Source organism: Lysinibacillus sp. UBA5994 (assembly GCF_002429725.1).
GTDB lineage: Bacteria > Bacillota > Bacilli > Bacillales_A > Planococcaceae > Lysinibacillus > Lysinibacillus capsici.
The window spans coordinates 1-12,692 of the sequence record NZ_DJAU01000013.1 but is presented as its reverse complement, the minus strand read 5'-3'; the positions used below and the strand labels follow the sequence as shown (position 1 = coordinate 12,692).

Genomic DNA, 12,692 nt, shown 5'->3' with positions numbered 1-12,692 from the left:
TTCTAAATTTTCATATGCCTCTGCCGCAAAAGGATATAAAGTGCTCCATTCAAAATCATTTTGCTGTAATGTCTCAAATAACTCGATCACATCCTCATGGCGCTCCTGTTGTCCAAACACTGAAATAAGTGCCAGTACCGCTTCCATATATTCAGGATCGAGCGCTATAGCTTCTCTCAGATGTTGCTCAGCTTCTTCTGGCAAACCATTTTTCAATGCCATTTTACCAGCGAATAAATAAAGCGATTTATCATATTCATCACGCTTTAACCCCTCTTGAATGGCAGCATAAGCTTTTTGATTATCCTCTGTCATTGCAAAGCTTTCCGCAAGCAATAAATAGGCTGAGAAGTAATCAGGATCTAATTCTTTCAATTCCTCTAGTTGTTTAATAGCCATCTCGTATTTTTGTGACTGGAAGGCTGAATAAGCAGCTCCAAATAAAATATCGGGCTTTACTTCATCTTCAAGGGCTTTGACATAATAATCAAATGCTGTCTCATAGGCTGCACCTGCACGATAAACCTCCGCTAGTCGTTCGACAAGTTGAATACCAGCAAATTCATTTTGCTGCTCATATAAGTCCTCATACAGTCTTGCTGCCTCTAAAAAACGACCTGTTTCAAATAAAAGTTCTGCTTTCGCAAAATGTAATAATGGCTCGTCTGGTAAAATCGCTAATGCTTCATTTATACGCTTTTCTGCAACCTCAAATAACCCTTGCATTTGATAATAATCAGCTAAAACCAATAACGCTTGTGGATATTCTGGGGAGGTTTCTTCAATTTCTAATAATAAATCTAATGCTTCATCTTCATTACCAAGCTCCATTAGGACATTGGCACGATCTATTTTTAACTGTGCTTCTTCTGGGAATAAAAATTGTAAATGCTCCAGCACACGGTCAGCTTCCTTCATGTACCCATACTGCATAAAAATCTCAGCAAGTGCATAGATCTCCTCGGGTAGCTCCTTCATTAAAAATGATTCTAGTAGCTGATCTATTAATGCTAAATCCCCTTGTTCAAGTGCTTGCATCATTTCAGTCATCGCATTGTTCACAGTCATTCACCTATTCTTTCGTTGATACCTTTATGCTACAAAACATTTACCTCTGAAACAAGAAAAAACTCCCCAAAAGCTTGGAGAGCCTCTCTTTAATTGTTACCTCACTGCCTCAATATGCTCAAAGAACGATGGGTAGGATACAGCAATACATTGTGCATCATCTAGTGCAACAGCTCCGTCTGTTATTAAAGCTGCAACTGCACCCATCATGCCGATTCGATGATCACCATATGTTTGAAGGTTTGCTCCTTTTAAAGACGTTGGTCCCTCAATAATCATCCCATCTTCTGTTGCTTCGATTTGGGCACCAAGTTTCTTCAATTCAGTCACAACAGCCGTGATACGGTCAGTCTCCTTCACCTTTAGCTCCTCGGCATCTTTAATGATCGTTTGACCATGTGCTTGCGTAGCGAGTAATGCAAGAATTGGAATTTCGTCAATTAAACGAGGAATAATGTCTCCCTCAATAATTGTACCAGTTAAAGAAGATGTCGCGATTTGGATTGTTGCTGTCGGTTCAGCTTGATTATCATCATTCGGCGTTACCGTCATCGTGGCGCCCATTTTTTGCAGCACCTCTATAATGCCATCACGTGTTGGATTAATGCCCACATTATTTAGTGTTAGCTGACTATTTTTGCAAATGGCTCCTGCCACTAAGAAAAAGGCAGCCGATGATATATCTCCTGGCACAGAAACATGCGTACCATTGAGAGCTTGTCCTCCTTCAATCGATACTACGCCATTATCTACTTCTACATGTGCACCAAATTGACGCAGCATTCGCTCTGTATGATCTCTCGAAACATCCATTTCTCTAACAATAGTTGTTCCTTCAGCACGCAAGCCCGCTAGTAAAATAGCAGATTTCACCTGTGCACTTGCTACAGGCATCTTGTAATCAATGGCTTGTAATTTTGTACCTTGAATGGCTAGTGGTGTATATTGCCCGTCTGCACGCCCTGTAATTTGTGCACCCATCTGACGCAGTGGATCTATAACACGGCGCATTGGTCGTTTTCCAATGGATGCATCTCCTGTCATGACAGAGTGAACAGTAGAACCAGCTAAAATGCCTAGCATTAAGCGTGTTGTTGTACCAGAGTTACCCGTATATAACACTTCTGTCGGCTCCTGCCAGCCATCCATCCCTGGACTATGAATGGTTACATTTGTCCCTTCCACCTCAATCTGAACGCCAAGTTTCTGGAAGCAATCAATTGTACTTAAACAATCTTCACCTAGTAAAAAGCCCTCTACTGTCGTTGTTCCACTAGCAATGGCGCCAAACATCACAGAGCGATGAGATACAGACTTATCGCCTGGAACAGTTAAAGAGCCCTGTAAAGAAGGCTTGTTGTATTGCAATACTTTTTCACTCATGAACTTTTTTCCCTCCAATATGAAGATAGAAAGCGCCGAAATGCCGACGCTTTCTTATGCTAAGAAATATACGTTTCGAAATTTGCTCGTTTTTGAATACAGGCTGCAGCACGTTCGCGATCATTTTCACTTTGGAAGCTAATGACTAGAATACCGAAAACATCTTCTCGTGATTCAACGATGCGAAGATTCGTAATACTAATTGCTTCATCTGCTAAAAAGCCCGTCACTTCAGAAATAACACCTGGATAGTCAGGAACATCAACATATAGATCGAATGGTGTATACATAGCCCCTGCACTAATCGGTAATTCATCTCTCAGTTCTTTGGCAACTGCAAAATAGTTTTCAATAGCCTGTGAAGAACCCTCCATCAGCAGTTCCTTAATGCGTGTCATTTCTTTTTCCCAGCCATCTAATTGCGTGAGGAGTTCCTCGCGATTTTGCAGCGTAATATCTCGCCATAATATGGGATTGGAAGAGGCGATTCGTGTCACATCACGAAACCCTCCTGCTGCAAGAGAACGTGTCATTGGGTACTCCCCATTTTCGCCGCCTAATTGATGAACAAGTGAGGCCGCAATAACATGCGGAAAATGACTCACCACCGCTGTCATGTGATCATGCTCACTGGCAGATACACTGACTACTTTTGCATGGGTAAATTTCAGCAAACTTTCAAGCTGTGCCATATGAACAATTTCTTCCCCAGCAAGTGGTGTAAGCATGTAATATGCGTTTTCAAAAAGATGCGCCTTAGCAGCCAGCACACCACTTTTATGAGACCCCGCCATTGGATGTCCACCAATAAACGTTATGCCAAGTTCTCGTAATTCGCTGGCTTTTTGCATAATTAATTTTTTTGTACTTCCTGTATCTGTTACGATGACTTTATTTTTCAAGGGCCATGATTTTAATTGCTCCATCCAATCCAGTGTTGCATTAACGGGCGTACCGAAGATAATAACATCAACCTCAGCCGCAACAGCCAGTGGATCTGCGACAATCTCATGCACAATATTTAATGTTTTCGCATGCTCGCGTGTTTGTGCGTCCATGTCGTAGCCAATAATTTTTGTTTCCGGTGCTTTTTGCAAAGCAAGGGCAATAGAACCTCCGATCAATCCTAGCCCTATAACGAGTACTTTGCGTGTCATGCAAATACCCCTTGTTGTTTTAACACTTCATCAAGTTGGCTAAGCAATGCTGCATTTTGAGCCTTTGTTCCAATTGTCACACGGATAAATCCTGGTAAGCCTAATGCATTACCACTGCGCACGATAAAGCCTCTTTTCATCAGCTCTTGGAAAACAACATCACTATCAGCATGGGTATCAAAGAAAATAAAGTTTGTATCAGATGGGAAGTATTTTAAATTATGCTTTTCACAAAATTCTACATATTGTTTTTTGCCTTTTTCATTGGCTTCACGGCAGGCTTCAATATAATCTTGGTCACTGAGGGCAATGGTAGCAACAGCTTGACTTAAGATTGTATTATTGAATGGTGCACGCACAGGATCAAGCTTAGCAATAACATCAGGTTGGCCAATAGCATAGCCTACGCGGAACGAAGCTAAGCCATATGCTTTAGAGAATGTACGCAGTAAAAGCACATTCGGATACTCATTAATGATTGGTAACGTATCCTTGTGGTCTGGATGTGTAACATATTCAATGTATGCCTCATCAAGCACGACAAGGACATCGCTTGGAACCTTTGCTAGAAAGGCACGCAATGCAGCATCAGGAATGACAACTCCTGTAGGATTATTTGGACTACATACCCAAACAATAGAAGTTTGGTCATCAATTGCAGCCAACATTGCCTCTAGATCATGTGCTCCATCTTGACAAGGCACTTTACGTACTTCAGCACCTTCAATTTCAGCATTGTGCCAGTATTGAGAGAAGGAAGGGTCGGCCATAACCGTGTTTACCCCTGGATACAACAGAGCACGAGTAATAATAGCAATGATGTCATCAGAGCCGTTACCAAAAAGAAGCTGTGTTTCTTTCACACCTAGATGATTTGCCACAGCAGTACGTAGGTTTTGGGCATAGCCATCTGGATAAAGTGCATGATTCACTGCATTATTTTGTAAATAAGCTGTTACCTTAGGTGAGCACCCGAATGGATTTTCATTCGATGCCAATTTAATAACTTCCTTTAAGCCATATTCACGTTGTACTTCTTCAATTGGTTTACCTGGCTTATATGCTTGCATACCGTCCAATTGTTGTTTCCACTTCATCTAAAACATCTCCTCTACTTATTTAGCCTGGGCCAAATCTGGTCTTAATTTCACTGCATCATTGAGATACAAGTGCTTTACATCTTTTTGGGCAACCTCTACGTTTGCATGTATTAATACACGAATACATAATGGTAATGCTTCTGGCACATCCATCTCATGTGTACACATAACAGGGACATATTGCCAGCCATCCATCAAGCGTACTGCACGAGCAGGAAATGCTGAGGTAATATCTGGCGTTGTTGAAATGAGGATCGATGCGATATCATCAATGTCCACATTATTTGCTGCCACAACCTCACGCACTAATCTTGCTGTCTCATCCCATACAAGCTCTGGCTTGTCAGATTCAATTGTTATTGCTCCTCTAAGTCCACGAATCATACAAGCACCTCCGCTAATAACTGTCTATATTCAGCATCTATTTCTTGACATTCTTCTAAATCAATAGCTTTGACAAAAGGTTTTCCAATTTTATCCAAAAGAACGAATTGTAAAATGCCATATTCCGCTTTTTTATCTTTCATTAGGTAGCTAGATAATTGTTCAAATGAATAATCACTCACAGCCTTAAAAGGATAGCCGTTTTTTATCGCAAACTGTAAAAAGGATTGGGTGAACGTTCGATCAAGTTCTCCATATCGTTCACTCAATAGAAGACAATAGACGAGTCCAATCATAACCGCCTCACCATGAGCCACTTTGCCATAACCCGCAGCTGCCTCAATGGCATGTCCATATGTATGGCCTAGGTTTAAAAACTTTCGAACGGATTGCTCTGTTTCGTCCTCAGCAACAATTTGTGCTTTCACTTCAATTCCTTTTTTTAGTTGCTTTGCTAGTTCATTTTGATTAAAATGGATCACCGAATCTCCTGTCATTAATTCCTCCAGCCAGTTCGGGTCAGAAATCATGGCATGCTTAATTAACTCTGCTGTTCCCGAACGTACCTCACGCTCTGATAAACTTTCTAAAAGAGCTGTATCATATATCACGCCTTCTGGCTGATAAAATGCGCCAATCATATTTTTTCCTAGTGGATGATTAATGGCAGTTTTTCCACCAACTGCGGAATCATGCGCTAGAATAGTCGTTGGAATTTGAATAAACGGAATCCCACGCATATAAGTTGCCGCAACAAAACCTGTTAAATCGCCAACTGCTCCTCCTCCAAAAGCAAAAATGAAGGATTTTCTGGAGCATTTTTGCTCTAATAAAAATGTTTGAGCAGCGTTGTATTGATCAAAGGTTTTGCACGCTTCTCCACCTGGCAAAATAAAGACCTCAAAGTGGTATGGGAAATTTGCTTTGAAGTATTCTCCCTGTGCTGCCCAAACATTGACATCAGTAAACACAAAGAGCTTATCCGCTTTTTGAAGTTTATCAGCAAATGCCTCCACAGCTTCAGTTAGAAATTGATGCCCAAGAACAACTTCATATTGATGCGATTTTGTTGCTACTGGTACACGCATAACTTAGAACCCCTTTGTATATTGACGATGCTCGTCAATTTGAGCTTGTAATTGTGGTAGTTGATCACTATGGAATTGCTCTAAAATTGCATTCGCTATTTCCCAGGCAATAACATGTTCTGCAACTACAGACGCTGCTGGTACTGCACAGCTATCAGAGCGCTCAACACTCGCTTTAAACGGCTCTTTTGTTTCAATATCTACACTTTGTAATGGTTTATATAAAGTAGGAATTGGCTTCATCACACCACGTACAACAATTGGCATACCTGTTGACATACCGCCTTCTAAGCCACCAAGTCGATTGGTTGCACGAGTATAACCTTCTTCTTCAGACCAGATGATTTCATCGTGTACTTCAGAACCTTTTCGACGTGCCATTTCAAAGCCAAGTCCAAACTCTACTCCTTTAAATGCATTAATAGATAGCATAGCAGCAGCAAGCTTTGCATCCAGCTTACGATCATAATGTACATAAGAACCTACACCTGCAGGCATGCCTTCTACAATGACTTCTACAACACCACCGATCGAATCGCCGGCCTTTTTCGCTTCATCAATTGCCTCAACCATTTTCGCAGAGGCGATTGGATCTACACAGTAGCAAGGATCCGCTTCGACAATTGCACGAATTTCTTCTGTTGTTTTTCCTTCTATTAAAGAAGTATCGGCTTTAATTCCCACTATCTCTGTAACATGTGCAACAATGGAAATGCCTAGTTCATTAAGTAACGCCTTTGCCACAGACCCAACTGCTACTCGTACAGTTGTTTCACGCGCAGAGGAGCGCTCTAATACATTCCTTAAATCACGGTGACCATATTTCATGCCTCCAACTAAATCTGCATGACCTGGACGAGGACGTGAGATTTGACGCTTGATATCTTCAGGATTGATATCATCAGCTAGTGGCTCTGCACCCATAATTTTAGTCCAGTGCTTCCAGTCATCATTTGTGACAACGAGTGCAACAGGAGATCCAAGTGTCTGACCATGACGAACACCAGCTACAATCTCCACTGTATCTGTTTCGATTTGCATGCGGCGCCCACGTCCATGACCTCCTTGGCGACGTTTTAAATCGTGATTAATTTTTTCTGCTGTAATGGGTAAGAGTGACGGTAAACCCTCAATAATTGTCGTTAATTGGGGTCCATGAGACTCACCTGCTGTTAAGTAACGCATAAACACTTTCTCCCTTCAACTCGCTAAAGTATGTATTTTTCACTATAACATATATTCGTTAAAAAAACAGTCCTTTTACGAATGTCTTTTAAGTAGTTACCATTTTCATAGATCTAAATGTGAATATTCTGAATGAAAGTTATAAAAAACACCTAGCTAAATTTTATAAAAAATACGCCTTTGCTTATGATAAGCGAAAAGCGTATGAATTATCTATGTTTAATGCTTGGTCAACTTTATGTACAATTGTGTTATTTGTACAAAGCTTTTCATCCATATTATTAATTATTTTTGCGATAGAAGAACGTGTCTTCTACATCAAATTCATATCGTGCTGGATTAAAAATTTGCTCTGTCGATCCAACAAATAAAACGCCATCCTTGCGCAGTGCTTTACTAAAATTATTATAAATTTGATCTTTCGCTTCTTCTGTAAAATAAATCATGACATTGCGACAAACAATTAAATCATAATTTCCGTCATAAGAGTCATTCAATAAATTATGTTTCTTAAAGGTTACACAACGCTTAATCTCATCCTTCACGCGATAGAAGGAGCCTTCTTGTTCAAAATACTTTGCTTTAATATCACTTGGGACCTCGGCTAAAGAGCGTTCAGGGTAGACACCTAACTTCGCCTTTTGTATCACATTCTCATCTAAATCAGTGGCAATAATTTGAATTTGAGATAAAGGCACCAATTGAGATAATACCATTACTAAAGAATATGGTTCTTCTCCTGTCGAACAAGCCGCACTCCAAATTTTTAAACGCTTATTAGTTTGTAAAAGTTTCGGAAATATTTTCTTTTGTAATACTTCCCAGCGCTTTCCATTGCGATAAAATTCAGAAACATTGATCGTCATACGATCTAAGAATTCATTCATTAAATCACGATCTTGTTCGAGTGCCTTTAGAAAGTCTACAAAATTACGATAGCCCTTTTTCTCATAAAGAGAGGTTAATCGTCTTTTCATTTGCGCTTCTTTATATAACGCTAAATCTATTCCTGTTTTGCGCTTGATACCTTCTATAAACTGTTCATAATCAGACATATGGTCATCTTCCCCTCTAGCGTCGTATTACCATTATAGCGGAAAAGTCCCAATCCTGAAATAGTCTTTCTCATGTATGCAAATCTACTTTCTTACGTTTTGTTTTTCCTCTAAAAGTAAGACTTTCGACTGTTCTAATTCAAGTCTCATTTTTTCTGTTTCAATCGTATAAGTTTCTAACCTAAGCTTTTCTAATTCTACTTCTTTTTCAACAGCCTTCAGTTTTATTTTTTGTTGTCTAGTACGAGCGTCTGTAAAAATTCCAGCTAGAGAAATAATGACGCCTCCAATTATCGCTACAATGGCAATTGACAATCCGTTCACTTCCTTTCGTTATTTTGATTATACGGCAAAATGGAAAAAATAGTTTCATTTTTCAGGAATTTATTCCAATAAAAAATGAAGGTAGTTTTTCACCACCCTCATTCTATCCATTATCGTTAGACTTGTATGCGATACTCTTTTAAATCTTCTCGTAATTTAGCCTTTAAGAATTTACCTACAGACGTTTTTGGTACCTCGTCAATGAAGACAATATCATCAGGAACCCATGATTTATGGAATTGGTGCTGTAGACTCTCTAGTAACTCTTCTTTTGTAATCGAATCCTTAAACTCTGGCTTTGCTACGACACAAGCTAATGGTCGCTCCAACCACTTTTCATGTGGAATGGCAATAACAGCCGCCTCAAAGACCTTTGGATGGGACATTAATGCATTTTCAAGCTCTACTGAAGAAATCCATTCGCCACCACTCTTAATTAAATCCTTTGTACGGTCGGTAATTTTTATATAGCCATCTGTTGTCATCACAGCAATATCGCCTGTATAGAGCCAGCCGTCTTTAAAGGCCTCTTCCGTTCGTTCATCCTGATAATACTCATTAGCAATCCAAGGTCCTCTAATCGTAAGCTCTCCCATCGTTTTGCCATCCCAAGGCACTTCACCATTTTCATTGACAATCCTTGTATCAATAAGTGGCATCGTCATACCTTGTGTAATCCGAACATTCATTTTTTCATCAGCCGTGTAGTCCTGCATATGTGTTAAATACGTGGATAGGCTTACAAGAGGTGAGGTTTCCGTCATACCGTAACCTGTCATGTACGGGATATTAAGTTCTTGCTCAAAGCCTCGGACAAGACCAATTGGTGAAGCAGAACCTCCACAAACAATTAATCGCATAGACGATAGGTCACGAGGGTTTTGACGCTGCTCCTGTAGAACGCCCAGCCATATGGTCGGTACACCTGCTGTCAATGTAACTTTATATACATCAAATAATTCTAGCAATAGCTGTGGTGTAAACATGGGTCCCGGTAAGACCTGTGTAGAACCAAATGCGACACTTGCAAATGGTAATCCCCATGCATTCGCATGGAACATTGGCACAACAGGTAACACCACATCCGACTCACAAATTGCAATACTGTCAGCGAGACCAGCTGTTAAACTATGAAGTACAATACTGCGATGTGTATAGACTACTCCCTTTGGCATGCCCGTCGTTGCACTTGTATAGCACATGCCTGCGGGTGTATTTTCATCTAAATCTTCTGGGAATGTGAAATGTTCATCTGCATCCGCAAGTAACGATTCATAGGAAAAAGCATTTGGAATCGGTAAAGTTTCTACTGCAACAGCATCACCCATAATGATATAATGCTTTACCGTTTTCAGCTGAGAGACGATAGGTGCAATTAGTGGCACCAGATTATCATCTATTAATAATATTTCATCCTCGGCATGATTGATGACATAGGCAATATGCTCAGGGGATAATCGAATATTAATCATATGCAATACTGCTCCTGCACATGGTACAGCAAAATAGGCTTCCAAATGGCGATGGTGATTCCAAGCAAATGTGCCCACCTTCATTCCTCGATCCATCCCTAGTTTCGTCAAAGCATCGGCTAATCGGCGAGTCCGTTTGACATATTCTTTATACGTAAATTCGTGAATAGTAGTGGCACTTGTTCGAGAATAGATTTTCTTTGAGTGAAAAAATCGTTCTGCACGATTCAAAAAACTTGTTAATAATAAAGGTGTATCCATCATATGCATGATACCGCTTCCCTTCATCTACGATTTTAGAAACAATCAAAACAAAAACTATTTGAACTAGATTTTGCCGTTACCTCGGTTGCATGCGAATGGCACCATCTAGTCGAATAACCTCTCCATTTAACAAGCCATTGTGGATAATACTTTCAACCAAAAGAGCATATTCCGAAGGTTTACCAAGTCGTTTAGGGAATGGTGTCATTTGAGCAAGAGCTGTTCGTGCAGGCTCAGGTAACGAAGCAAACATTGGTGTTTCAATTAATCCTGGCGCTATGGTCATCACTCGGACACCAATTTCCGCAAGCTCTCTTGCAATTGGCAACGTCATGGCTGCTACGCCACCTTTTGACGCGCTATAAGCAGCTTGTCCGATTTGCCCATCAAATGCAGCCACAGACGCGGTATTAATAATGACGCCACGCTGTCCATCCTGATTTGGCTCATTATTTTGCATTTTTTCTGCCACTAGACGGATGACATTAAACGTGCCAACTAAATTAACAGCAATCACTTTTTCAAATAACGCAAGGGCGTGTATACCACGCTTCGAAATAACTTTACTCGCATCTGCAATGCCAGCACAGTTCACTGCAACATTGATCTTGCCAAAAGCTGCAATAGCCTGCTCAAGGCCAGTCGCCACCTCCTCTTCCTTTGTGACGTCTACTCGTGCATAAAGGACATTTTGACCTAATTCTTCCACTAGAGCTTGTCCACGCTCATCATTGACATCAAAAATAATTGCTTTGCCACCCTGTCCTATTAATTTCCGAACGGTTGCTTCTCCTAAACCAGAGGCACCCCCTGTTACGACTGCCACCACTTCATGTTCCTTCATCAGACATATCCCCTTTTACATTTTTTCAATGATCGTGGCATTGGCCATTCCCATTCCCTCACAAATCGCCAACAAGCCGTAACGATAATTCTCTCGCTCCATTCGATAGAGCATGGTCGTTAACAATTTCGTACCTGTTGCCCCTAATGGATGTCCCAGTGCAATGGCTCCACCATCAGGATTGAGCTTCTGTGGGTCTCCTCCTATTTCATGCAGCCAAACGAGCGGCACAGGTGCAAAGGCTTCATTTACCTCATATGTGTCGATATCCTCAATGTTGAGCCCTGACCGTTCTAATGCTTTTCTAGTAGCTTCGATTGGCCCTGTCAGCATTAATGTCGGATCAGAGCCCACGACCACTCTTGTCACAATTTTAGCGAGTGGTTGAATGCCTAGTTCTCTCGCTTTATCCAATGCCATTACGACTACAGCTGAGGCCCCATCACTCATTTGGCTCGCATTGCCCGCAGTAATCGCGCCATTCTCTTGAAAGACGGTTTTTAATCCATTTAAAATGTCAACGGTAGTTTCTGCACGAGGACCCTCATCTACCGCAAATGTTGTCACTGAGCCATCCTCTTGTGGAACTTGAATGGGTAGTATTTCAGCTTGGAAATGACCCGCTCTAATGGCGGAAATCGCCCGTTGATGGCTTTGATAAGCATAGCTATTTAGCTGTTCTTTCGATAAAGACCATTGGGAAGCGATTTTCTCTGCTGATAATCCTTGATGGATAATATCATAATTTTCCTGTAAGCGGTTACTAGCATGGGCATGTTGCATGTTTGAGCCCATTGGTACTCTTGACATACTTTCTACCCCACCAGCAATGACAATGTCCATATCCCCCGCTAAAATTGCCTGTGCTGCGAAGTGCACGGCTTGTTGGCTTGAACCACACTGACGATCAATGGTTACACCTGGCACACTATCGGGGAATCCAGCCATTAATAAAGAGGTCCTCGCAATATTTGCCCCTTGTTCAGCTGTTTGCGTCACACACCCCAAAATGACATCGTCTACTTGTTCCTTACCAATGCCTGCACGCTTTACAACCTCCTGTAATACATCAGCTGCTAAATCATCTGCTCGAACTTGACTTAATGCGCCCTTACTTCTTCCTATAGCAGTTCTCACAGCTGCTACAATCACCACTTCTCTCATGTCCATAACCCCTTTTCCTCGTCATCCTCTTAGTTTATTGACGAGTCTACTCAACTATTCCTCACTTAATTATCAGAATATTACATTATTTATTGTACATGACTAAGAAGTTTTTAACAATTCTATATGTTTCTAGTAAGAGATTATTCGTCGGAATGATCCCTCCCCTTTTTTTTTTGCGCTATCAGAACCACCAGTCTAACT

The 12,692-nt window shown here is 40.9% G+C and carries 12 protein-coding genes; all 12 read right to left on the bottom strand.

Annotated features, from left to right (window positions below):
- Nucleotides 1–1,068: tetratricopeptide repeat protein (locus tag B3D98_RS04775; RefSeq protein WP_288581144.1), on the bottom strand; the 1,068-nt coding region annotated here is incomplete at its 3' end.
- A gap of 96 nt (nt 1,069–1,164) precedes the next feature.
- Nucleotides 1,165–2,451, bottom strand: a complete 1,287-nt coding sequence (aroA, locus tag B3D98_RS04770) for a 3-phosphoshikimate 1-carboxyvinyltransferase (RefSeq protein ID WP_288581141.1) — start codon at nt 2,449–2,451, stop codon at nt 1,165–1,167.
- A 59-nt stretch (nt 2,452–2,510) separates the two neighbouring features.
- Nucleotides 2,511–3,608: a prephenate dehydrogenase gene (locus B3D98_RS04765; protein WP_048389834.1), complete on the bottom strand. Its 1,098-nt coding sequence runs from the start codon at nt 3,606–3,608 to the stop codon at nt 2,511–2,513.
- Nucleotides 3,605–4,705, bottom strand: a complete 1,101-nt coding sequence (gene hisC / locus B3D98_RS04760; RefSeq protein ID WP_288581137.1) for a histidinol-phosphate transaminase — start codon at nt 4,703–4,705, stop codon at nt 3,605–3,607. The genes B3D98_RS04765 and hisC overlap by 4 nt, the downstream gene beginning before the upstream one ends.
- 18 nt (nt 4,706–4,723) lie before the next feature.
- Nucleotides 4,724–5,092, bottom strand: a complete 369-nt coding sequence (aroH, locus tag B3D98_RS04755; RefSeq protein WP_004232646.1) for a chorismate mutase — start codon at nt 5,090–5,092, stop codon at nt 4,724–4,726.
- The gene (gene aroB, locus B3D98_RS04750) at nt 5,089–6,180 is read right to left on the bottom strand and encodes a 3-dehydroquinate synthase (RefSeq protein ID WP_054550711.1); all 1,092 of its coding nucleotides are present in this window, start codon (nt 6,178–6,180) and stop codon (nt 5,089–5,091) included. The genes aroH and aroB overlap by 4 nt, the downstream gene beginning before the upstream one ends.
- Nucleotides 6,181–6,183: 3 nt before the next feature.
- The gene (aroC, locus tag B3D98_RS04745; RefSeq protein ID WP_004232644.1) at nt 6,184–7,365 is read right to left on the bottom strand and encodes a chorismate synthase; all 1,182 of its coding nucleotides are present in this window, start codon (nt 7,363–7,365) and stop codon (nt 6,184–6,186) included.
- 281 nt (nt 7,366–7,646) lie between these two features.
- Nucleotides 7,647–8,420: a CheR family methyltransferase gene (locus tag B3D98_RS04740; RefSeq protein WP_048389829.1), complete on the bottom strand. Its 774-nt coding sequence runs from the start codon at nt 8,418–8,420 to the stop codon at nt 7,647–7,649.
- Between the two features lie 84 nt (nt 8,421–8,504).
- Nucleotides 8,505–8,735 (bottom strand): hypothetical protein, encoded by a 231-nt coding sequence (locus tag B3D98_RS04735; RefSeq protein ID WP_048389827.1) that lies wholly within the window; start codon nt 8,733–8,735, stop codon nt 8,505–8,507.
- Nucleotides 8,736–8,860: 125 nt separating this feature from the next.
- A complete protein-coding gene (locus tag B3D98_RS04730) occupies nt 8,861–10,486 on the bottom strand; it encodes a long-chain fatty acid--CoA ligase (RefSeq protein ID WP_288581124.1) in 1,626 nt (541 codons plus the stop codon).
- 70 nt (nt 10,487–10,556) lie between these two features.
- The gene (locus B3D98_RS04725) at nt 10,557–11,324 is read right to left on the bottom strand and encodes a 3-hydroxyacyl-CoA dehydrogenase (RefSeq protein ID WP_288581121.1); all 768 of its coding nucleotides are present in this window, start codon (nt 11,322–11,324) and stop codon (nt 10,557–10,559) included.
- A 15-nt stretch (nt 11,325–11,339) separates the two neighbouring features.
- Nucleotides 11,340–12,488 (bottom strand): thiolase family protein, encoded by a 1,149-nt coding sequence (locus B3D98_RS04720; protein ID WP_054550709.1) that lies wholly within the window; start codon nt 12,486–12,488, stop codon nt 11,340–11,342.
- Nucleotides 12,489–12,692 lie beyond the last annotated feature (204 nt).